Source organism: Pseudoalteromonas sp. S2721, from assembly GCF_005887425.1.
GTDB lineage: Bacteria > Pseudomonadota > Gammaproteobacteria > Enterobacterales > Alteromonadaceae > Pseudoalteromonas > Pseudoalteromonas simplex.
The window spans coordinates 1-22,674 of record NZ_PNCZ01000014.1; the positions used below are offsets into that span (position 1 = coordinate 1).

At 42.2% G+C, this 22,674-nt stretch carries 16 protein-coding genes; 7 read left to right on the forward strand and 9 right to left on the reverse strand.

Features of this window, described 5'->3' with window-relative positions:
* Window positions 1–184: 184 nt before the first annotated feature.
* Window positions 185–562, reverse strand: coding sequence for a VOC family protein (locus CWC02_RS06580; RefSeq protein ID WP_063528517.1), 378 nt, complete (start codon window positions 560–562; stop codon window positions 185–187).
* 162 nt (window positions 563–724) lie between these two features.
* Here CWC02_RS06580 and CWC02_RS06585 point away from each other — a divergent pair, with 162 nt between their 5' ends.
* On the forward strand, window positions 725–2,746 hold the full coding sequence (locus tag CWC02_RS06585; protein ID WP_138617159.1) for a S9 family peptidase: 2,022 nt from the start codon (window positions 725–727) through the stop codon (window positions 2,744–2,746).
* A 755-nt stretch (window positions 2,747–3,501) separates the two neighbouring features.
* On the opposite strand, the gene CWC02_RS06590 is transcribed toward CWC02_RS06585, so the two are convergent.
* Window positions 3,502–5,103 carry an isocitrate lyase gene (locus CWC02_RS06590; RefSeq protein ID WP_138617161.1) on the reverse strand — a complete coding sequence of 534 codons (1,602 nt, stop codon included), beginning with the start codon at window positions 5,101–5,103 and terminating at the stop codon, window positions 3,502–3,504.
* A gap of 230 nt (window positions 5,104–5,333) precedes the next feature.
* On the opposite strand from CWC02_RS06590, the gene CWC02_RS06595 reads away from it, so the two are divergent.
* Window positions 5,334–7,508 (forward strand): malate synthase G, encoded by a 2,175-nt coding sequence (locus tag CWC02_RS06595; RefSeq protein ID WP_502705398.1) that lies wholly within the window; start codon window positions 5,334–5,336, stop codon window positions 7,506–7,508.
* A gap of 197 nt (window positions 7,509–7,705) precedes the next feature.
* On the opposite strand, the gene CWC02_RS06600 is transcribed toward CWC02_RS06595, so the two are convergent.
* The 4 genes from CWC02_RS06600 to CWC02_RS06615 form a co-directional block, all read right to left on the reverse strand.
* On the reverse strand, window positions 7,706–8,431 hold the full coding sequence (locus CWC02_RS06600) for a YebC/PmpR family DNA-binding transcriptional regulator (RefSeq protein WP_054553380.1): 726 nt from the start codon (window positions 8,429–8,431) through the stop codon (window positions 7,706–7,708).
* Between the two features lie 132 nt (window positions 8,432–8,563).
* The gene (locus CWC02_RS06605; RefSeq protein ID WP_054553379.1) at window positions 8,564–9,181 is read right to left on the reverse strand and encodes an HAD family hydrolase; all 618 of its coding nucleotides are present in this window, start codon (window positions 9,179–9,181) and stop codon (window positions 8,564–8,566) included.
* A gap of 124 nt (window positions 9,182–9,305) precedes the next feature.
* The gene (locus tag CWC02_RS06610; RefSeq protein ID WP_054553378.1) at window positions 9,306–9,809 is read right to left on the reverse strand and encodes a DUF6702 family protein; all 504 of its coding nucleotides are present in this window, start codon (window positions 9,807–9,809) and stop codon (window positions 9,306–9,308) included.
* Window positions 9,809–12,247, reverse strand: a complete 2,439-nt coding sequence (locus tag CWC02_RS06615) for a M1 family metallopeptidase (RefSeq protein ID WP_054553377.1) — start codon at window positions 12,245–12,247, stop codon at window positions 9,809–9,811. The genes CWC02_RS06610 and CWC02_RS06615 overlap by 1 nt, the downstream gene beginning before the upstream one ends.
* A gap of 267 nt (window positions 12,248–12,514) precedes the next feature.
* Here CWC02_RS06615 and CWC02_RS06620 point away from each other — a divergent pair, with 267 nt between their 5' ends.
* From CWC02_RS06620 to CWC02_RS06640, 5 genes are all read left to right on the forward strand, one after another.
* Window positions 12,515–12,748, forward strand: a complete 234-nt coding sequence (locus CWC02_RS06620) for a hypothetical protein (protein WP_054553376.1) — start codon at window positions 12,515–12,517, stop codon at window positions 12,746–12,748.
* A gap of 138 nt (window positions 12,749–12,886) precedes the next feature.
* Window positions 12,887–13,123, forward strand: a complete 237-nt coding sequence (locus CWC02_RS06625; RefSeq protein ID WP_062567824.1) for a hypothetical protein — start codon at window positions 12,887–12,889, stop codon at window positions 13,121–13,123.
* 69 nt (window positions 13,124–13,192) lie between these two features.
* On the forward strand, window positions 13,193–14,425 hold the full coding sequence (locus CWC02_RS06630; protein WP_138617165.1) for an exonuclease SbcCD subunit D C-terminal domain-containing protein: 1,233 nt from the start codon (window positions 13,193–13,195) through the stop codon (window positions 14,423–14,425).
* Window positions 14,422–18,075: an SbcC/MukB-like Walker B domain-containing protein gene (locus CWC02_RS06635; protein WP_138617167.1), complete on the forward strand. Its 3,654-nt coding sequence runs from the start codon at window positions 14,422–14,424 to the stop codon at window positions 18,073–18,075. The genes CWC02_RS06630 and CWC02_RS06635 overlap by 4 nt, the downstream gene beginning before the upstream one ends.
* Before the next feature lie 9 nt (window positions 18,076–18,084).
* Complete coding sequence (locus tag CWC02_RS06640) at window positions 18,085–18,747, forward strand: class I SAM-dependent methyltransferase (RefSeq protein WP_138617169.1); 663 nt, start codon at window positions 18,085–18,087, stop codon at window positions 18,745–18,747.
* Between the two features lie 337 nt (window positions 18,748–19,084).
* Here the strand turns inward: CWC02_RS06640 and CWC02_RS06645 are convergent, their stop codons facing one another.
* From CWC02_RS06645 to ggt, 3 genes are all read right to left on the reverse strand, one after another.
* A complete protein-coding gene (locus tag CWC02_RS06645) occupies window positions 19,085–19,840 on the reverse strand; it encodes an NYN domain-containing protein (RefSeq protein WP_138617172.1) in 756 nt (251 codons plus the stop codon).
* Between the two features lie 268 nt (window positions 19,841–20,108).
* Window positions 20,109–20,453 carry a hypothetical protein gene (locus CWC02_RS06650; protein WP_105173343.1) on the reverse strand — a complete coding sequence of 115 codons (345 nt, stop codon included), beginning with the start codon at window positions 20,451–20,453 and terminating at the stop codon, window positions 20,109–20,111.
* 397 nt (window positions 20,454–20,850) lie between these two features.
* Complete coding sequence (gene ggt, locus CWC02_RS06655) at window positions 20,851–22,548, reverse strand: gamma-glutamyltransferase (RefSeq protein ID WP_138617174.1); 1,698 nt, start codon at window positions 22,546–22,548, stop codon at window positions 20,851–20,853.
* Between the last annotated feature and the right edge of the window lie 126 nt (window positions 22,549–22,674).

Genomic DNA, 22,674 nt, shown 5'->3' on the forward strand with positions numbered 1-22,674 from the left:
CAAACGTATTTTTATATTGAAAAATACTACAACTCAGTAAGAAGGCATGGCACCCTAGGGTATAAAAGTCCCGTGCAGTACGAACAAATTAATTAAACCCTGTGTCTACTTTATCGGGGTCAGATCATCAATCTGATAGCTGACGGCTGAAAGCTTACAGCTCACTTTCCCTCGCTCACTCCCCTCACCCATGCGTAAAACAAAACACATTAAGTTTGTTACCGTCTAAGTCTCTAAAGTATCCCGCATAAAAGCCGGGCATTTCGCGTGGGCCGGGGGCACCTTCATCTGTGCCACCTAGTTCTATGGCTTTTTTATAAAAGGCATCTACTTGGGCTGGGGTGTCGACTGCCAGAGCAATCATAGTGCCGTTACCTACTGTGGCTTTTTCATCGTTATAAGGTTTGGTAACCGCAAAACCGGGCTTATCTTGGCCTGTGCTCCATGCCACAAAGCGGTCAGTTTCTAAAAAGCGCTCGGCGTTTAGAGTGGCGAACAATTCATCGTAATACTTTACTGCTTTAGCTAGGTTGTTAGTGCCTAACATGATGTAACCTATCATTGTGTGCTCCTTACGTTTAAAAGTGTCTGTACTCAACATAAAAGGGAAATGACCATCTGTCTATTGATTTCTCCATTCATCGCAATGGACTATATTTCTGATGGTTGTTACTTTATAACAGGTTAACACGCCCTAATTTCTGCTCACTAACAAGGAAATAAAATGAAGTTTAAAACGTCTTTAGCACTGCTTGCAGCAGCCAGCTTTTACAGCCATGCAGGAGCTAGCAATACCTTTCAACTTGAAAATGTTTTTGATCTTGAATACGCCAACCAAATAGAAATGACAAAAAATGGCGATACAATTTACTTTGTGCGTAATCGCATGGATATCAAAAGCGACCGTAAAGTCAGTAATATTTGGTCAGTAAACCCAGATGGTAAAACCATGCTACCGCTAACATCTGGCGTGCATATGGATTACTCTCCGGTATTGTCACCAGATGAAACTCGTTTAGCGCTTATTTCTACCCGAGATGGTAGCAGCCAAATCTATGTAAAATGGTTAAAAACCGGTAACGTAGCAAAAATTAGTAACTTAACGCAAAGCCCTGGCGGATTAACTTGGACGCCAGATGGTAAACAATTAGTGTTTAGTCAGTTTGTGCCAGCAAAATCAGCAAGCCCAGTGTCTTTACCGGGCAAGCCAGAAGGCGCTAAGTGGGCAGAGCCAGCTAAATATATTGACGATACCTATTACCGTGCCGATGGCGGTGGCTACTCTGAAAAAGGTTATCGTCACTTTTTTATCATCAGTGCAACGGGCGGCAATGCACGTCAATTGAGTTCTGGTGATTTTGATCATGGTGGTGCTATTAGCTTTAACGAACAAGGCGATGCGTTTTATTTTTCGGCTAATCGCTATGAAGACAATGAATTACACCCAACTGAATCTGAAATCTATAAACTTAGCTTAGCGGATCGTTCAATTACCCAAATAACAGACCGTAAAGGCCCAGATTCACGCCCTAAAGTCTCGCCAAATGGTCGTTACCTTGCATACACAGGCTACGACGACAAAAAAACTAACTATGAAAATAACGACATTTATTTACTTGATTTAAAATCAGGTAAAACCTCAGTACTCACTGCTGATTTAGACCGTAGTGTCGAAAGCATTAAATGGGATGATAGCGGCAGAGGTCTTTATTTTAGCTACGATAGTGAAGGTAAAACTCATCTAGCTTACCAGCCGCGTAGTGGTAAACATAAGGTGATTACCTCAGAGATTGGGAGTGTCGCCTTTGGTCGCCCATATTCAGGTGGTGACTTTGATGTGAGCGAAGATGGTGAAGTTGCATTCACACTTGCAGATACCCAACGTCCAGCAGATGTAGCATTAATTAAGCGTGGTAAAACGGCGCGTTTAACACAATTAAACGAAGATGCGCTGGGCGACAAAGAGCTGGCTAAGGTTGAAGAAATTTGGGTTAAATCAAGCCACGATGGCTTGGCTATTCAAGGTTGGATTGCTTACCCGCCGGGCTTTGATAAAAACAAAAAGTATCCACTTGTTTTAGAGATCCACGGCGGTCCTGTTGCAAACTACGGCCCTCACTTTAGCCCTGAAGTACAATTATACGCAGCCAAAGGGAATGTTGTGCTGTATATGAACCCACGCGGCAGTGACTCATACGGTAAAGAATTCGCGCAAACAATTCATCATAACTACCCAAGTAATGACTTTGATGACTTAATGACAGGTGTTGATGCTGTCATCAATAAGGGCTTTATTGATGAGAGTAAGTTGTTTGTCACCGGCGGTTCAGGTGGCGGTGTTTTAACTGCATGGATTGTGGGTCATACAGACCGCTTTGCAGCCGCTGTTGTTGCTAAACCTGTTATCAATTGGATCAGCTTTGTACTAACTGCTGATTTCTACCCTTTCTTTGCTGACTATTGGTTCCCAGGTAAACCATGGGACAACATTGAGCATTATATGAAGCGCTCTCCAATTAGCTATGTGGGCAATGTAAAAACACCCACTATGCTGTTAACTGGTGAATCAGACTATCGCACGCCGATTTCTGAAACCGAGCAATTTTACCAAGCGTTAAAGCTTCAAGGCGTTGATACAGCGATGGTGCGTATTCCTAATGCCTCACATGGTATTACCGCGCGCCCATCAAACCTGATGACCAAAGTCGCCTATATTCAATGGTGGTTTGATAAACATAGTAAGTAGTTGCGGGTTGCGAGCAATGGTTTAGGCGCGGCTTTATGCCGCGCCATATATAAACCCGCTGCTACTTTCTAAATTTTGAATTTCAAGCTGAAAGCTGACAGCTCTCTTTTCTGTAAACCCCCTTTACAGTCAAAATGTGAGTAACTCCTTACATACATCTCTCAAATATCGGACATTAATCCAAAAGCAGTTAGTAAAAAATCGGTTTATAGCCAAAACCAGTAACTTGAGTTAGTAAAAAACCGGTTTGCGCCGCTAAAAACCTAGCTTCAGTTAGTAAAATTTTGGTTTGTAAGGGTGTTGAGTTGGTAAAAAATCGGTTTATGGCTTGAGTGAGTTAATAAAAAATCGGTTTGTAAATCACAAGATTCTACAAAACAACATTAAATTGCCATTTATATGAGCCAATTTTAACCATTCTATAGGCTGTAATAAGGCAATAGGCCCTAAATTAAGGCTTATACGGCGGAGGTAGTTAAATACTGATCTAAAATTCTAACGCTGGTAAATGCGTGATCTGTATTTTTATAAAGCTAGTAAATGGCTGATCCAAGACTTGGTTAAAGAGTGATCCGAACTACGAGATAAGAGGTGAGAGGTGCGAGGTTCGAGATGCGAGATACGGGTTGCGAGATGCGAGGTGAGAAATGCGAGTCTGATGGCTGACGGCTGAAAGCTGATAGCTAAAAAGCGAAAAAGGGCCCGAAGGCCCCTAACAACATTATTGAATAGCTATAAAGGAAATTACAACTTGGTTAGAACTGGTTCATGGTATTTGCTTCACCACCGGCTTTAAGCGCATTATCACCAGAAAAGTACTCTTTATGAGTATCACCAATGTTTGAACCTGCTAGGTCTTGGTGTTTCACTGATGCTTGCTCACGGCGGATTTCTTGACGTTGTACGTCGCGAACATACGCCAGCATTCCTAGGTCGCCGAAATAGCCTTCTGATAGAATATCAGTGCTTAGCGCCGCTGTATGGTAAGTTGGTAGCGTGATTAGGTGATGGAAGATACCCGCTTCACGTGCACCATCTTTTTGGAAGTTTTGTACAAGTACGTCTGCTGCCGCAGCAAGCTCTGTGTCATCCATTTCTGGCGCCATTAATGCCTTATTGTCATCGATGCTTGGGTAAGCTGATAAGTCTTTACCTTGCTCTTGCCACTCAGCATATACTTGCTCACGGAATTTAAGTGTCCAGTTGAACGACGGTGAGTTGTTGTATACCAGCTTAGCATTGGGTACTTGCTCTTTAACGCGGTTTACAAGCTCAGCGATTTGTTTAACGTTTGGCTTTTCTGTTTCAATCCACAGTAAGTCTGCCCCTGATTGTAAGCTAGTTACACAGTCTAGAACTACGCGGTCTTTCTCTGTGCCTTCACGGAACTGGTATAAACCATTATCTAAACGTGTTGGTTTGCAAAGCTGACCATTCAGCTTCATTGCAGTGTCGCCTTCGTTTAAGTCATCCACACTGTTTACTGGTGTTGTTTCAAGGAACGACGTGTATTGGCTAGCAAGGTCGCCAGGAGTTTTAGATACTGGCACTTTTTGAGTAAGGCTTGCACCTAATGAGTCAGTACGAGCAACGATAATACCGTTATCAATGCCAAGCTCTAAGAATGCGTAACGAACCGCGTTAATTTTTGCTAGGAAATCTTCATGCGGTACAGTTACTTTACCCGCTTGGTGACCACATTGTTTTGCGTCAGATACTTGGTTCTCGATTTGGATAGCACATGCACCCGCTTCAATCATCTTTTTAGCAAGTAGGTAAGTTGCTTCTTCGTTACCGAACCCCGCATCGATATCAGCAATAATTGGCACAACATGGCTTTCGAAGTTATCGATTTTATTTAGTACTGCTTGAACGTCACCGCCGTTTGCTTTCGCTTCGTCTAGGTCTTTGTAAAGGTGGTCAAGTTCACGTGCATCAGCTTGCTTTAAGAAAGTGTAGATTTCTTCGATAAGCGCTGGAACAGATGTTTTTTCATGCATACTTTGGTCAGGTAATGGACCAAACTCAGAGCGAAGTGCCGCTACCATCCAGCCACTTAGGTATACATAGCTGCGTTTAGTTGTTTTGTTATGACGTTTAATTGCCATCATCATTTGCTGTGCAGTAAAACCATGCCAACAACCTAATGATTGTGTGTATTGGCTGTGGTCAGCATCATAAGCTGCCATGTCTGCACGCATAATGTCTGCAGTGTATTGAGCAATGTCTAGACCCGTACGAAAACGGTTTTGTAAGCGCATACGGCTAGCGTATTCTGGGTTGATTGACTGCCACGTTTTGCCTTGTGTTTGACATAAGGTAGCTAAGTTATCGGTTTCGCGTTGATATGTTGTCATAATAAAAATCCTTCGAACGGGTTATCTATTTTTTGTTAGTGAGAGTGGCTACTTGGCGTTTGCTTCGTAGCGCTTAATTCAACATTAGGCGGATTTTTGGGATTTAGTAAATTTATAGTTGTTATTGCCACTATATTTTTAGTGAATGACAAATAACCTGCTTATTAGCCTTTTTTACGATATGGTTGAGCCATGAATGATCAATTTAAGCTCGTTTAAAGGACATTATTATGACCACTCTCTCACTTAACGGTTTAAGCGTTGATCAACAACTTGCACAGTTTGTTGAACAGCAACTTTTACCAGGAACAGGCATTAGCACAGACACTTTTTGGCAAGGTTTTGCTGATATCGTCAACGAACTAACACCTATCAATCGTGCGCTTTTAGAAAAACGCGAACAACTACAAGCAAAGATTGATGACTACCATAAGCAGCAACCGGTATGGGATGCAGCTAACTATCAAGCATTTCTTGAAGACATTGGCTACCTTGTTCCTGAGCCAGCTAGTTTCAGCATAGAAACAGAGCAAGTAGAGCCTGAAATCGCAAACACAGCTGGGCCACAGCTTGTTGTGCCAGTGAGTAATGCACGCTTTGCCTTAAACGCCGCAAATGCGCGCTGGGGCTCACTGTATGATGCGCTATACGGCACAGATGTATTAAGTGAAGACGACGGCGCTGAGAAAGGCTCTACATACAACCCTGTGCGTGGCTTTAAAGTCATGGCTTATGCCCGCCAGTTCCTTGATAAAGCACTGCCTTTAGCAAACGGCTCACACATCGAAAGCACCAGCTATGCAGTGGTTAATAATGAGCTTTTAATCACATTACGTGATAGTAGTCAGGTTCGCCTAGCAAACCCTGTACAACTTATTGGTTACCAAGGTGAAGCGCAAAATCCAAGCGCTATCTTATTGAAAAATAATGGCTTACATATTGAGCTGCAAATAGACCATCATCACCCAATAGGCCAAGCAGATAAAGCAGGCCTTAAAGATGTACTACTAGAAGCAGCCCTTACAACGATTATGGACTGTGAAGATTCCGTTGCTGCCGTTGATGCCGAAGACAAAGTAAACGTCTATCAAAACTGGCTTGGTTTAATGCAAGGAAACCTTGTAGAAGCATTTAACAAAGAAGGTAAAACTATTGAGCGTCGTTTAGCACAAGATCGCCAATATCAAGGTGTCAATGGCGAAACAATCACACTAAAAGGTCGTAGCATGATGTTTGTGCGTAATGTTGGCCACTTAATGACTAATCCAGCTATCCAAGATAGTGAAGGCAATGACGTGTTTGAAGGCATTATGGATGCCATTATCACTAGCACCGCTGCACTTCATGACTTAAAAGCTACAGGTAGCCTTAAAAATTCAACGGCTAAGAGTATTAATATTGTTAAGCCAAAAATGCATGGTCCAGAAGAAGTTGCCTTCACTAATACCCTGTTTACCCGCGTTGAGCAGCTGTTAGGCTTGCCTGCAAACACCATTAAAATGGGTATTATGGATGAAGAGCGTCGTACTTCAGCTAACTTAAAAGCCTGTATTTTCGAAGCTAAAAAGCGTGTTGTATTCATCAATACCGGCTTCTTAGACCGCACTGGTGACGAAATTCATACTTCAATGCAAGCAGGTGTAGTACTGCCAAAAGGCGCTATTAAGCTTGAACCTTGGATCAGCGCATACGAAGATCGCAACGTAGATATTGGTCTTGCAACAGGCCTTAGTGGTAAAGCACAAATTGGTAAAGGTATGTGGCCAATGCCAGATAAAATGGCGTTAATGATGGAACAAAAAAGTGGTCATCCGAAAAGTGGGGCAAATACCGCGTGGGTGCCCTCACCTACCGCTGCAACCCTACATGCAATGCATTATCACGATATTGATGTATTTGCCTGCCAAAAAGCGCTTATGGACCGCAAAGAAGCAAGCCTTACTAGCTTACTCACTCCACCGCTTATGAAAGATGCCAGCAGCTTAAGCAAAGAAGATATTCAAGCCGAACTTGATAACAACGCTCAGGGTATTTTAGGTTATGTTGTGCGTTGGATTGACCAAGGTATTGGTTGCTCAAAAGTACCAGACATCAACCATGTCGGTTTAATGGAAGACCGTGCCACACTGCGTATTTCAAGCCAGCACATGGCCAACTGGCTGTATCATGGCGTTTGTTCTGAAGAGCAAATTAGAAAAACCATGGCACGTATGGCGAAAGTTGTTGATGGTCAAAATGAAGGTGATCCGGCCTACAATAATATGGCTGATTCAGCCGAAACTTTAGCACAAAGTGTTGCTTATCAAGCAGCTTTAGCCCTTGTATTAGAGGGAGTTAAACAACCTAGTGGCTATACTGAACCATTATTGCATGCGTTCCGTATAAAGTATAAATCGTTAAATTAGCCACTACACAACTCCCCTTCGAGTTTCATGTGTCGTTCATAGCAGCCCAAGGGCTGCTTTTTTTTGACTAATATCAATTGAACTCATAACGACAGTGAATAGCCACCATTCACGGTATAATGAAAATCTATTAAAAAAGGGGCATTTGTTACCAAATGCCCCTTTTTACGTACTAATACGTACTAATTTTTTAAAAATTAGTTTTTGACAATCGCATTGTGATAAACGTTTTGCACGTCATCACAGTCATCAAGCATAGAAATAAACTTTTCAAAGTTTGCGATATCATCTGGATCAGTGATGTCAGTATGAACTTGTGGAACAAACGTAATTTCGTCTACTTCAAAGTTAATACCTTCAAATGCTTCTTCAAGGGCTGTTTTTGCTTTGTAGTACTCTGTATGTGGAGCGAAAACTGACACTTTGCCATCTTCTACTTCTACATCCGTTACGTCTACATCAGCCATCATTAGCGCTTCAAGTACAACTTCGTCGTCATCACCTTCAAAGCCTAAAACAGCTAAGTGATCGAACATATGCGCTACACAGCCCGGTGTACCAATTTTAGAATCTGTTTTAGTGAACGGTAAACGTACATCTTTAATAGTACGGTTAGGGTTATCAGTTAAACAGTCCACAATAACCATACAGTTACCCGGGCCATAGCCTTCGTAACGTGCTGGAGAGTAGTCTTCCCCTGCTCCACCGGCTGCTTTTTTAATCGCATTGTCGATTACGTGTGCTGGAACTTGGTCTTTTTTTGCACGCTCAATAATACGTTTTAGCGCTTGGTTTACTTCTGGATCTGGTTCGCCATTTTTAGCAACAACGTAGATTTCTTTACCGTACTTAGAATTTACTTTAGTTTTTGCATTGGCTGTTTTAGCCATGGCGTTTTTGCGGACTTCAAATGCTCTGCCCATCTTATGCCTCTATGAATACATTTGATAATTGCCGATATTTTAGCAACTCATGACCGCTTGGGCTAGTACTAGGGCATTTTGAAAAATAAAAAACTAACAATAAATCTCAGGAAAAATAAAAAACAAAGCTATTTAACATAACACTTTATTTTCTTGGAATGAGTCAACCAAAGTAGGTAGTTCTGAAAAATGATGCATTACATAATCGGCCTGATTTGCATACTCAGGAATTTCATCTGGCGCGTACAAGCAAGCACGCATGTTGGCATTGTGAGCTGCTTGTATATCAAATAAATAATCGCCGACATAAAGTAACTCAGACTGATCAAGCTCCCATAATGTCGCAATCGCATTTAAAGCACTTGGATCAGGCTTAGCAGGCGCATCAGAGCGAGTCAACACGGTTTCTATGGGTAAGGGGTTATTCTTTAATTTAATGGCAGCTGCACGGTCGTAGTTGCGAGTCACAATCGCCATCGGGATGTTATTTTCTTTCAGCCTCGTAATTGCCTCAGCAACGCCTGGCAATAAATGCGCATGCTGCGCATCAATAAGTTCATGCTGATGAACAATATTCATCGCTTCTTCACGCATGTAAGGCGAAGGTAACGAAGCAATGTAAGCAAGTAAGTCATTATCAAGCGGACAGCCTACCTGTGCTTTGATCAGTGAAAAATCCAACTCCGATGAAACCAAAGTACCATCTAAGTCAAAAATTACGCCACGGATATTGTTGTCATGGATAGTCATATAAATCCCTGTATATGAGAAGTGGGAAAATGTTGATGCCCATTAATAAGATAGTTTACGAAATGGGTTTATTAAAGGATCAAAGGATTAAAAAAGTAACTTTTTTAATCCTTTAGGACTGCTATTACTCTGGATTGACCGGTTCAAATCTAGCTTCAAGCCAAGTATCATCTTGGCTAAAGGTCAGCGTTTTTACCTTACCTTTACCCTCAATATTTACCATATTCACTTGTGTTGGCCATAGGTCGCGAAGTGCTCCGTTGCTCATTCGAATACCATGAATTCCCTCAGGGATCATGACTTCTTGATAAACCCAAAAGAATTTACCATCAACTTGCGCACCCACATCTTTAAGCTCAAGCGGCTTGCCATCTAAAGTTTGTAGAGCAATATGTGACTCAACATAATCTGCAAAACGCTTCTGATCTTCTTTATTTGATAAAATATCAGCATTGCCGTCAAACAAATATTCAACGGCGTGCTCTGTATCATGTAAATAAAAACGATGCATCAGCTCAATATTGTTGGTGCGTTTGTTAAATAACACGGTAGTCACAGACGCTTTTAACTGGTGCGCCATGGTTGGCGCACTCAGTAATAAAGCAAAAATAATGGCTATAAAGCGCATTATTGTTGCTCCTGGGCATCATTTTCGTCGTCTTTTTTCAGCTCAGTTTTAATATCTTGCATGATATCGCGGCTGACTTTCGCTTTACTCTTCTCACGTTTGTACACTTCAATACGTGATGGAATAATACGACGAGGGTAGTTATTGTTTTCTACATCAACATCCGCTGTTTCCCAGCGAGGGTCCACTGTAACAGACACTAGGTTTTTACCTTTTTCTGTAACAATTAGCTTTTGTACATGCTTGTGGTTACGACGCCAGATTTCAGCCGGAATGTACTGCTCTTCTTTCGTACCATCTTCATAAGTAAGCTCTAATAAGATAGGCATGACTAAACCACCTAAGTTTGAGAACTCAAGTACGTAGTAGTTTTTATCTTCTTTGATTGCACGCTCAAACGTTTTACGCTCCCAAGGCTCTAATCCTTTAAGGAATTTGTTATACGCGTTACGCTCTTTGTTAGTTACTGTGAAACGGTCGTTTTCGTCGTAGAAGTCAGTTACATCTGGGTTTTCTTCAACCCACAGTTTTTTACCTTCTTCTTTATTACGTTTTACGAATAACGGCATTGGCTTGTCAGCTTCGATATCACGTAAACGATTAAAGTCGATATCAGGATTTTTGGTATCTAAACGAAGTTGGTAAACCTTGTCTAGCGAGATATCAACGTGATCTGTGGTGTAGAACCAACCACGCCAGAACCAATCAAGGTCAACACCTGACGCTTCTTCCATAGTGCGGAAGAAATCAGCAGGAGTAGGGCGCTTGTATTTCCAACGCTGTGCATATTCTTTGAATGCAAAGTCGAATAGCTCACGGCCAAGGATCACTTCACGTAAAATGTTAAGTGCAGCAGCAGGCTTAGTATAAGCATTAGGGCCTAAACGTAATACGCTGTCTGACTGTGTCATAACAGGCACTTGGTTTTCAGACTTCATGTACTCAACGATGTCGCGAGGCTCAACACCCCAAGGAATAGTGTGGTCCCATTCGCGACCAGCAACACCATCTAAGAAGCTGTTAAGGCCTTCATCCATCCACGTCCATTGACGTTCATCAGAATTGACGATCATAGGAAAGTAAATGTGGCCAATTTCATGGATAACCACACCGATCAAGAAGCGTTTTTCTGCTTGCGAGTAGGTACGAGTTCCATCTTCTTGTAGATCTGTACGCGGGCCATTGAAGGTGATCATAGGGTATTCCATACCGCCTACAGGGCCATTTACAGATTGAGCAACTGGGTAAGGGTAGTCAAACGAGAAGCGTGAATACACTTCCATTGTATGAACTACTGACTCAGTAGAGTACTTCTTCCAAAGGTCACCACCTTCTTTAGGGTAAAAAGACATCGCCATTACTAACGGCTGATCTTTACCGCCTTGATGGTAGCCTTTTGCATCCCACATAAACTTACGTGAAGAAGCCCACGCAAAGTCACGTACATTTTCAGCTTTAAAATGCCATGTTTTCGTTTTGTTTGTGCCTTCTTTTTCGTTTTCTAACGCTTCTTCTTCAGTCACGATGAAAACAGGGCGCTTAGCATCTTCAGCTTGTTCAAGACGCTTACGCTGTGTGCTAGTCAGAACGCTGCTTGGGTTATCAAGTTGACCCGTTGCCGATACGATATGGTCAGCAGGTACTGTAATTTCTACATCGTAATCACCAAACTCAAGTGTGAACTCACCGCTGCCTAAGAAAGCTTTGTTAGTCCACGCTTCATAATCAGTGTATGCAGCAAGACGAGGGAACCATTGCGCTAATAAGAAGATATCGTTACCATCTTCTTCAAAGTGTTCATAACCTGAACGTGCACCAACGGCGTCTTCTTCAACAATGTTAAAGGCGAAGTCCATGCTGAACTCAACGTCTTTTCCCGGTTTAAGCGGCTCGTTTAAGTCGATACGCATTAAGGTATCTACTACAGTAACTTTAAGCTCTTTTCCGTCTTCGTCTTTAACATTGGCGATTTGATAACCCAGCTCGTTGTCGGCCATAAATTGCTGACGACGTAACTGACCTAAGCTCAATTTAGTTGATTTTGGCTGAGGATCACCTTGCAATGTTTTACCATTGAAAGTAGATGTCATTTCAGCAATTGAGTCAGATTTAAAGATATTTTGGTCTAGCTGTAACCAAAGATACTTTAAGGTGTGCGGCGAGTTATTTTTGTATTCGATAGTTTGGCTTGCTGTTAAGCGACGTTTCTTTTCATCTAGCTTTACATCGATGTCGTAGTTTACTTGCTGTTGCCAGTAATTTTCAGCAGGCTCACCGGCCGCACTACGGTATACGTTTGGAGTTGGAAGTGCTTCATCTAGCTGACGGAACTTGTCAACGAATGAGCCTTTAGTTTGCTCAACAGATGACGCCATAACAGCTGAAGATACTGCTAAAGGCAATACCAAAGCACTCAATTTAAGAACTGCTTTTTTCATTGTTTATCCTGTAATTAGTTTGCAACCGTAACATCGCAAACTAAAAACAAAGTTGCAACATTATCACGATAAATTGCGGTATTTTTCCGGTAGTATTCATCGGTTATTACTAATCAAGATTAATTGTTGCTTTTTTTAATTAATATCTTGTAAAGGGGGTTTACAAAAACTGATTAATTTTAATTCAGCACTAATTCATTCCAAAGCATTACAGTTAAAGAGAAGGTAATCGACTTAAATTCTAGTTAATGATGAAAGGGTGATTAGATGAAGTTTTATATTGTAAAAAAAGACTCTCGTTTAGCAGCCATTCCTGCGCAAGAATCAATCTTAAACGAGTACCAAGAACGTGGTTTTAAGTTTGTTGAGGTCATCAATGCATGTGATGAATCAGACGCCCTATCACGAACAAAACCAGAGATTAAAAGAGCTAACAAATGGCTAATTTGGTCATCTTCTTTGGTTATTTTGACCCTATCCATAATTATTTTTTGCAATTAAGTAATTTTTGTAGCATTTACTATTGAAATTTACTGCCATTTATATTTAAAATCGCCCACTTTTTTGATTTTGGGGTCTACGAAGCATGCATTTTAACCCCCAAAATGTTTGGTAATCAGCATAGAATTCGGTGAGCGTATGGATTTCTATATCCTAAAAAAACAACAAGAACTAATTGCAATTCCAGCGGACGAACAAAATTGTAAACAGTACCTAGATTCAGGGTATTTTTATATCGACAAAGTAGCGGCATGTAATGAAACAAATGCCCTTAAGATTTTACAAGCTAAGCAAACTAAAGCGCTTAAAGTACCTCTGATCATGGCATTGTTAGCTTTGCCAATGGTGGTTTTTGCTTGGTATAGCTTAAGTTAACAAACCAGGCTGGGCATCTTGGCTCAGCTTAGGTATATTGACGCTCTTAATAAATAATAAGAGCGTTTAATGAAAGTCCTTCATACATCTGATTGGCATTTAGGCCAACAATTCTACGAGCACTCCCGATTCGATGAGCATCAAGCATTTCTAGCTTGGTTAACCGATACGCTTGTGTCAGAACAGATCGACTTACTACTGGTTGCGGGTGACATTTATCATACGGCGACACCTCCTGCCAGCGCAGAAAACCAACTCTACCAATTTATTAAAACCACTAAGCAGCATTGCCCTGACTTACACATAGTGATTATTGCTGGTAACCATGATTCAGCAAATCGCATTATGGCGGCAAAACCTTTATTGGCTCAGTTTGATACCCATGTTGTTGGCCGCTTTGATAGTAATGCTCCTCATGAAGTAGTACTGCCAATCAGCACAAAAAACGGCGATGCGAATGTTGTTGCTATGCCGTTTTTACGAAGTAGTGATTTAAGCAGTTATAACCGTCAACAAGAGCAACCGTTAAGTTACAACCAAGCCGTTGCCTTTGCTTACAAAGATGCATTACAAGCGGCAAGCGAATTACCAAGCGCGCCATTAATTGCCATGGGCCACCTGCATGCAAAAGGCGGAGACATCTCATCTGATTCTGAGCGTAACTTAGTGATTGGTGGTGAAGATGCGATATCGGCAAGCATATTTACTGATCAGCCTGATTATGTTGCACTAGGGCATCTTCATAAGGCTCAAACCGTCGCGAAGAAAGAGACCATTCGCTACAGTGGCACGCCAATGCCGATGTCATTTTCTGAAAGGCGTTACCAACATCAAGTTGTAATAGTCGAGCTTACTGACTCAGGTACTTCTGTAAACCCCCTTTACATTCCTAGCTTCTGTAAAGTCATGTTACTACCAGAAAAAGACTGTGTGCCACTGAACGAACTCTGTGAGCTTATAAAGCAGCTCGATTTAACAGATGAAGATTTAGCGCCATATCTGCGGGTTAAATTGAGCGCCCATGACACTGACACCACTTTCAGAGAACAAATAGAACAAGCCCTTGAAGGTAAGCAGGTTAAGTTTTGTGGCATTGAAAGAGTACGTCAGCAAAGCAACCAGCAAGACGATGAACAAACCCTATTTGAAGATGTCTCGCAAATTGAAGCGCTAAATCCACATTCACTTTTAGAGCAAGCATTTGCAAACAATAAAGATATGGCAGGGCAGGCGGTGCCAAAAGAATTAGAAAGCTTACTAAGCCAAGTGATCGATGAATTGAATGCAGAGGACCTACTATGAAAATTTTAGCGATTCGTGTTCACCAACTAGCCTCTATCTTAGACGCCGAAGTCGACTTTAGCGCTTCGCCTTTAAAAGAAGCAGGGTTGTTTGCCATCACCGGTGATACCGGCGCCGGTAAAAGCACATTACTCGATGCCATTTGCTTAGCACTTTATAACAAAACAGCAAGGTTACGCGGCGATACAGGCAATAAAATTGACTTTAACGGCGACAATATCAAACTCAATGACTCGCGAAACTTATTACGCCGCGGGGCAGGGCAGGGCTATGCCGAAGTCGACTTTATTGGCCAAGATAAACAACAGTACCGAGCAAGGTTAAGCTTTAGCCGAGCGCGTAATAAAGCCAATGGCAAGTTACAACCTGCACAACATAGCCTGCACTCTTTACCTGATGAAACCCTAATCGCCGATCGAAGCGCGGCAGGTAAAGAAATCGAGCGTATTATTGGTTTGAGCTTTGAGCAATTCTCAAGAGCAGTACTTCTTGCGCAACATGAATTTGCGGCATTTTTAAAAGCAACCGGGGATGAGCGTGCGCAACTACTTGAATGCTTAACAGGCACCGATAAATTTAGCCGTATTGGTCAGCGAATTTTTGAACGCCATCGTGAGCAGCTGCAAGCATTAGAGCAGTTAAAGTTAAGTTTAAGTAACTATCAGGTTTTAAGCCCTGAACAGGTCGAAACGAAACAAGCAGAACAAAAAGCGCTTGAAGCTAAACTTGCTGAGTTGCAAAAGCAAATAAAACAATTTGAACAGTACCAAGGGTGGTACAAGCAAGCATCTCAGCAGCAACAACAGCTAAACCGGGCAGAGCAAGCAAAGCAAGAGTTACAGCAGAAAATGCACGCGCTTGCTGAAAAAGCCACTGAAGCGAAACAAGCTCAGCAATGCTTAGAAATAAAAGATAACCGTGAACGCGTCACTTCGATTACTGCTCAACATGGGCAACTTATTAAAAACCGTGATCAGCTTTTAAACGTTGATCATAAAACACTGCTCAAAGACGCTGAGCAAACGCTTGAAAAGCAAACCGCGCAACTAAACCAAGCAAAGCAAGCACAAAAAGACGCACAACCTATTATTAGCCAGGCCCGTGAGTTAGATAAGCAGCTTGCCGTATTAAACCAGCAAGCAGCGGCGCAAAAAGTACAAGCAGAAAAAGCAAAGCACCATCATCAAGAGCTGACTAATACACTAAACAGCCATAAAGCAGAGCAGCAAAAACAGCTCGATCAACAAGCGCAAATAAATAGCTATTTAGAAACACATGCACAATGGCAACCATTAGCAAAAGACTGGTCATTCTTTAAAAGTGAGTTAAGCCGCTTTAGCCAGCAACTGCACACAATTAGCCAATCACAGCAAAACGTAAAAGCTCTTCAACCTAAAATTGATGAGCAGCAAGCAGCTGCGCAGCAGTGTAAAACTCAATATCAAGCCCTTGAGCAAGAAATTAAGCGCCTAAATGAGCAAGATACCGCCTTTAAATCGAGTTTAAACACCCAATCAATGGCAGATATCGACGCTAGGCTTGATGCGATTAAACACCTGATTGAAAAGCGCCAAGTATGGCAAACTAATCATCAGCAGTTAAAAAATTGGCAAACCCAGCTAAACACTTTAAGCCAAACGGAGCAGCAACTACAAACAGCATTAAAAGATGCGCAGCAAGGGGCAGAGCAAGCACAGCAGCAGGTTTCGTTTTGTGAGCAAAACTTACAGCAAGTGCAGTTAAGAGCCAGTGAAGGGGTTAGCCAGTTACGCGCCACTTTAAAGGCAGGGGAACCGTGTGCAGTATGTGGCTCAAAAGAGCACCCTTTTATGCATGAAGAAATGGTTAACGAGCAATTTAGTCAACTTATTAACGACTTTACCAACCAACTAACTAACGCCAAACAGCACTTAAAAGCTCAGCAAGCATTACAGCAAGCTAAAAGTAATGAGCTGGCGGCATGCAGCCAACAGATAAGCTCGTTAAGCGGGCAAATCTCGGAACTGAGCGCTCAACAACAGAACCTCAAAGAAACCATGGCGGCTAATCGTACTGAGCTAAATGATTTAACCGAAGATCAGTTAAACGAGCGTCAACAACAGCTCAGCTTGCAAAAACAGCAATACTACAAAACCCTTGAACAGCAACAACAGCTGCAAAACACGCTTGCGGCTAAGCAAGCTGAGTATAATCAGCAAGGGCAAGCGCTACATGGCAAAGAGCAGCAATTAAACGAATTACAGCAACAGCTGAATAATCAGCAAACACGTTTAAACGAGCTCAATGATGAGCATCAGCAGCTTTACACGACACTGAATCAACAGTTCGCCAGTGCACCTTGGTGGCAGGCACTCAATACACAAAGCATCTCTTTAGAGAACATTGCAGAGCACGTTGAGGCTTATCAAGCTTCGCAGCTAACAGCGGATGAACTTAAAACTAGCTTAAAAGCCATTGAGCAGCACCTTGCACATGTAACGCCGCAGCTTAACGAAGCACATACCTCCTTATCTCAGTGCAACGAGCAACTAAGCCAAACTGAAAACGAACTCACGCAGATACAATCAAAGCGCGAGGGCTTATTTAGTAACGCGGCGATATCGGTAGATGAGTTTATAGCAGAGCTTGAAAAGGCGATAGATTCAGCGCAGCAGGCACTGCAACTTGCCCAGACAAACCATAGTAATGCGGTGAAGGCGCGTGACGAACAAGCCATTCAAATCGCCAATATTGACGAGCGTGAAAAAGAGCTCACCGCAGAGCAAGCGGCGCTTAATGAGCGATTTAGCCTTTGGTTTAATGATTTTAAAGCGCAGCACCCAAGTTTGGATGAGCAAGCAGTTAGTCAGCTATTAACGATAAGTCCCGCTGAAATTAAACAAACTCTGGCAGATTACCACACCGCCGAGAGCAGCTTAAAAGACGCTGAGGCTCTTTTAAAACAGCGACAGCAGGCGCTGGCTCAGCACCAAAAAGACAAGCCAGCTCTCGGTGAAGATGAGCTGCAATTACAGCTTAATCAAGCCACAGAGCAACAAGTACAAGAAAATAACGCATTATTGCAAGTTGCGACTGAGCTTAAAACCCATCAACAAAATAGCGAAGCGCTGGCTGATAAACAAAAGCAATTGGTTGAGCAGCAAAAAAGCTATGAGCACTGGCATTTACTCAATAAGGTCTTAGGGGATGCCAGCGGCAAAACCATGCGTAATTTAGCGCAAACGCAAACCTTAAAAATACTGCTGCACTACGCGAATAGTCACTTACAGACACTAAATAAACGCTACAAATTAACAGCCATAGGGCAAACGCTCGATATCGCAATTATCGATAAAGACATGGCCGATGAGCAGCGCTCTGTTAATACATTATCGGGCGGTGAGTCATTTTTGGTATCGTTAGCACTGGCGCTAGGGCTTGCCTCGTTGTCGTCGAATAAAGTGCAAATAAACTCTTTGTTTATCGATGAAGGGTTTGGTACGTTGGACAGTGAAACGTTAAGCATCGCGATGGATGCTCTTGATTCACTACAAGCACAAGGCCGCAAAGTAGGGGTTATTTCGCACGTATCAGAAATGACCGAACGCGTTGCCACGCAAGTGCATGTGGCGAAAAAACCAGGTGGTTATTCGACCATCTCAGTTATTTAAAGGATTAGCATGCCAACTTTTAACCACGAAGAAGCAAATCATTACGACGAACGCATTTTGCGCCTAGTTCCAGGTTATGAGCTATTACATCAAGCAACCGCGGCACAACTTGCAGCCACGCTGAGCGATGAAGCGTGCATTTTAGTGATTGGTGCCGGAACAGGTAAAGAAATCATTGAATTAGCGGCGCTAAAACCAAGCTGGCAATTTATTGCTCAAGACATTTCACAAGACATGCTCGATATTGCCGAGCAACAGTTTGGCCAGCATAACATTAGCGATCGCGTAACAGTACACTGCGGTGATATCAACGACATCGACACTCAATGTGACGCCGCACTGTGTTTACTGGTAATGCACTTTGTTGAAGATAACGGTGATAAAAAAGCGCTATTAAAAGCGATTCACAGCAAACTTAAAAAATCGAGCAACTTATACATTGCCGATTTAATGCGCCCAGAAACCGCTTTTGAGCGCGAATCTCAACTACAGCTCTGTACGCAGTTAGGTTTAACCGAAGTCGGCGTAGAACGCATGCGCCACAACCTAGAGCACGAGTTTTACCCATTAGACCGAATTCGTTTTTCAGAGTTAATGAATGAAACCCGCTTCAGCACCCCTAAACAGTACTTTAAAGTGCTTGGTTTTGCTGGGTATGTGGTTGGGAGTTAGCTACGTTCTAGAGCTGTCAACTCGTAGGTTGGGTAGAGCGGAGCGAAACCCAACAAACTTAGGTAAAGTTAGCGAGTTACAAGAGGAAAGAGTAAGGCGCTTTAAGCTGTAAGTCGTTGATGCCTACTCGCTGCTGAGATGGATTAGTTACCGTAGGCGTGAAATTTATTTCGCGCGATGGTTCTAACTTTACTCTTTGAACTTGGTAACTTCACTTAATAGTTGAGCTTATTCTTGCTTTGAATATCAGCTTTGTGCCTTGAGTCAACAACATATCTGAACTTTAGGTCGTCGGCTGTAATAGTTGAATTTCAATAAATTCCTATTAGCTAAAACCTCAAGCCTGGACGCAACTTTGCTGCCCCCCTTGCCTTGACTTGTTAAGTTGCTTTGCTTTCTTTTTATCTCGAATCCATAAAACAGAGCCATTAGTTTTCTTCATTTCGAAGAGGTCTATAGCTTGAAACAAATCGCTTAACTTCTTATATCCATAATTTCGTTGATCAAAAGAAGCATGATTAGAAATGTGGGTACCAATTGGTCCCAGCATAGCCCAACCGTCGTCTTCTTCTACAGCCTCAATTGCCTGTCTAAGTAAATTGATTAGCTTGGTGTCACTTTTTATGTTCTTCCCTTGCTTTTGGATAAGCAACTCTTTGCCTGTGTCTTCGTCTAAGTATAAGAAGCGAGAGCAACTATTAACGAAAGCTAATGGTGCTTTACGTTCACCAAATCCAATCACGAACTTGCCATCTGCTAATGAACGAGTTACCAGCGGAGTAAAGTCACAATCAGATGATACTAGACAAATAATATCAATATCTTTTGTGTATAAAACATCCATGACGTCAATGACTAATGCCATATCAGTAGCATTCTTGCCCTTAGTAAGGTCAAACTGTTGAATGGGTTGGATTGCGAACTCGTGGAGTACATCCTCCCACGGTTTCAGATTCTGATTTTTCCAGTTTCCATACGCCTTTCGAATATTAACTACACCATAACGAGCCAACTCGGAAAGTACCTTTTCTATCTTCTGGGCAGGCGCATTATCAGCATCAATGAATACTGCAATTTTTTCTTTATCCTTCATGGTGCCTCCTTGCAACTTAACAGCGTATTACCGAGAATTCCCGTTAACACTCAATGTGTCAATTTCCAAAATTATCAATATACGGTTATTAATAATCTAATTTTTAATAACTTACACATAGCCAAAAGGAATTACAATTGTTTAGGCTACTCTATACCCGTAAATTTACTTACTCAAGAATGGGTAGGTGCTGCGCAATAATTGCGAAGCAGCGCCGTGTTTTTTGTCCGAGTGACCGAAGGTAACGAATTCAAACGTTTGTTATAAGTCACTTAATCCTGATCAGATTTCCATCATCAAACCCGACAGTAACAACAGGAACATGATTAAGAATGTTATCAGCGTTGTCAGCAATAATTTCAGAAATGGACTTTGAAACTAAATCTAATAAAGTTTCCCAACCAAGTTCGCTTGTACCGGGTAGCTCAAGATACCTATATTCTGGTACATAATCTTCACTACATGCCCAATCATCATCTTCTGGATCGTATTCAAAAGAACCGATCAAATATGCTTGATAAACACTTCCAGCTTGAAACAATCCTATGTTTATTGCCTTAACCTCGGGACGATCACTTATCTGCTTAATCCATGCTTCAATTTCAGACTTCACTGCGATTCCTATGTGACTTTAGTAGCGCGCATCGCAAATCTTTCTTCCGATATCACGCTCACATATTTAATAAACTTATTTTTAACAAATAACGTAATGCATTGCTAACTATAAATTTTTTATCAGTACTAAAGATATTCAGAAAAACGGCTTAACGCTGATTTTGATCTTATTTGCAGGGTAGGTGGTTGGGAGTTACCGAACCATGAACCATCGCGCGAAATAAATTTCACGCCTACGCGATGTAAAACCGCAGCCACATCAAAGCTCATTAGCTGATGGTTTTGAATCTGAGAGCTGACGGCTGATAGCTGATAGCTCTTTTAACTCGCTAACTTTACTCTTGAAACTCGCTTGCTTGTTGGGTTTCGCTCCGCTCTACCCAACCTACAATAGCCTAATACCCCGCGGCCTGTCCGTCTTTACGGGTTTCAGATGCGCCGTAATAAACGCCGGTTTTTGGGTCTTTCAATATTGCTTGATAACCACCGTATGGGCCAACCGCGTCTTGTAAGGTGTGGCCTTTTTTCATTAACTCACGGCGGGTTTCCATCGAAAAACCTGACTCTAAGCTAACAAAACCACCGTCTTCCATGATCTCGCCGGTTGGCTGCGATGAACCTGTGTGCAGAATACGTGGTGCATCACCGGCTTCCTGTAGGTTCATGCCAAAATCAATCATGTTGATAAGTATTTGAGCATGCATTTGTGGCTGTGTTGCGCCGCCCATTACGCCATAACTCATATATGGCTTGCCATCTTTGGTGACAAACGCTGGAATGATTGTATGAAATGGTCGTTTGCCTGGCTCATATTGGTTCATGTGGCCTTTTTTAAGGGCGAACATTTCGCCACGGTTTTGCAATACAAAGCCTAATTTTGCAGGTGTCATACCTGAGCCCATGCCACGGTAATTACTTTGAATAAGCGAAACCATGTTGCCGTCTTTGTCGGCGGTCGTCATATAAATGGTATCGCCTTCTACTGGGCCTGCGTGGTCACGTTTTGCAGCTTTATTAGGGTCTATCAGTTTGCGTCTTTGGTCAGCATATTGCTGCGAAATAAGTGTTTGTACGGGAATGGTGTTAAATGCTGGATCGGCGTAATACTTTGCACGATCTGCAAACGCGAGTTTTTTCGCTTCAACAAAGGTGTGTACGTATTCAGGGCTATCAAAGCCCATAGCTTTGATATCGTAACCTTCAAGAATATTCAGAATTTGCTGTGCGGCAATTCCTTGGCCATTTGGTGGCAATTCCCAAAGCGTATACCCTCTATAATCGGCGCTCACAGGCTTAACCCATTCACTATGGTGGGCAGCTAAATCGTCATACGATAAGTAGCCGCCGTTTTCTTTCATGTAGCGACCAATTTCTTTAGCAATATCGCCTTTGTAAAAAGCATCGCGGCCGCCTTTGGCAATTTTACGATAGGTGTTTGCAAGGGCAGGGTTCTTAAAGATCTCTCCTTTTTCTGGCATTGCCCCATCAGGCATATATACATCTTTAAAGCCTGGGTATTTACCACGCGCAGCCACACTTTTTTGCATGTAATAGGCAATCAGTTCAGACACAGGGAAGCCATTTTCAGCGTAGTCGATAGCAGGCTGCAGTAAGGCTTTCATTGGTGTTTTGCCAAACTTTTTATGTAACTCAAACCAACCATCTACAGCACCAGGTACCGAGACAGGCAATGGCCCATAAGCAGGAATGTAGTCACCTTGTGCTTTTAAAGTTTCAAAAGACAAGCTTTGTGGTGAACGACCAGAGGCATTTAAACCGTAAAGTTGCTTGCTTTTGTTATCCCAAATAATGGCAAATAAATCGCCACCAATTCCACATCCTGTTGGTTCAACTAGGCCTAGCACTGCATTTGCCGCAATAGCCGCATCAATAGCATTACCGCCGTCTTTTAAAACTTGTAAGCCTACTTGCGTAGCTAACGGCTGTGATGTAGCAACCATCCCTGATTGTGCGATGACTTCAGAACGACTAGCAAAGTTATGGCCTGTGATACGATCGTAAGCTTGAGCAGCGCCTGCTGTGCCTAAGCATACAGCTAGCACTAAGCTTTTAAATAGTGGAGTTGGTTTCATAATTTTTTGCCCTTTTTATTTATCACTATAAAAAGCAATTAAAGATCAGGCAATGGCTTTGCGTTCGAGCGCGAAAAATCACGATTGACTTCAAAAATAAGAAAAATAGCGGCTAATTTACCTAAA

What these genes read in the sequence shown, in the direction of transcription:
- CWC02_RS06580 (WP_063528517.1), bottom strand. Translation starts at nt 562, where the DNA reads ATGATAGGTTACATCATGTTAGGCACTAACAACCTAGCTAAAGCAGTA.
- CWC02_RS06585 (WP_138617159.1), top strand. Translation starts at nt 725, where the DNA reads ATGAAGTTTAAAACGTCTTTAGCACTGCTTGCAGCAGCCAGCTTTTAC.
- CWC02_RS06590 (WP_138617161.1), bottom strand. Translation starts at nt 5,103, where the DNA reads ATGACAACATATCAACGCGAAACCGATAACTTAGCTACCTTATGTCAA.
- CWC02_RS06595 (WP_502705398.1), top strand. Translation starts at nt 5,334, where the DNA reads ATGACCACTCTCTCACTTAACGGTTTAAGCGTTGATCAACAACTTGCA.
- CWC02_RS06600 (WP_054553380.1), bottom strand. Translation starts at nt 8,431, where the DNA reads ATGGGCAGAGCATTTGAAGTCCGCAAAAACGCCATGGCTAAAACAGCC.
- CWC02_RS06605 (WP_054553379.1), bottom strand. Translation starts at nt 9,181, where the DNA reads ATGACTATCCATGACAACAATATCCGTGGCGTAATTTTTGACTTAGAT.
- CWC02_RS06610 (WP_054553378.1), bottom strand. Translation starts at nt 9,809, where the DNA reads ATGCGCTTTATAGCCATTATTTTTGCTTTATTACTGAGTGCGCCAACC.
- CWC02_RS06615 (WP_054553377.1), bottom strand. Translation starts at nt 12,247, where the DNA reads ATGAAAAAAGCAGTTCTTAAATTGAGTGCTTTGGTATTGCCTTTAGCA.
- CWC02_RS06620 (WP_054553376.1), top strand. Translation starts at nt 12,515, where the DNA reads ATGAAGTTTTATATTGTAAAAAAAGACTCTCGTTTAGCAGCCATTCCT.
- CWC02_RS06625 (WP_062567824.1), top strand. Translation starts at nt 12,887, where the DNA reads ATGGATTTCTATATCCTAAAAAAACAACAAGAACTAATTGCAATTCCA.
- CWC02_RS06630 (WP_138617165.1), top strand. Translation starts at nt 13,193, where the DNA reads ATGAAAGTCCTTCATACATCTGATTGGCATTTAGGCCAACAATTCTAC.
- CWC02_RS06635 (WP_138617167.1), top strand. Translation starts at nt 14,422, where the DNA reads ATGAAAATTTTAGCGATTCGTGTTCACCAACTAGCCTCTATCTTAGAC.
- CWC02_RS06640 (WP_138617169.1), top strand. Translation starts at nt 18,085, where the DNA reads ATGCCAACTTTTAACCACGAAGAAGCAAATCATTACGACGAACGCATT.
- CWC02_RS06645 (WP_138617172.1), bottom strand. Translation starts at nt 19,840, where the DNA reads ATGAAGGATAAAGAAAAAATTGCAGTATTCATTGATGCTGATAATGCG.
- ggt (WP_138617174.1), bottom strand. Translation starts at nt 22,548, where the DNA reads ATGAAACCAACTCCACTATTTAAAAGCTTAGTGCTAGCTGTATGCTTA.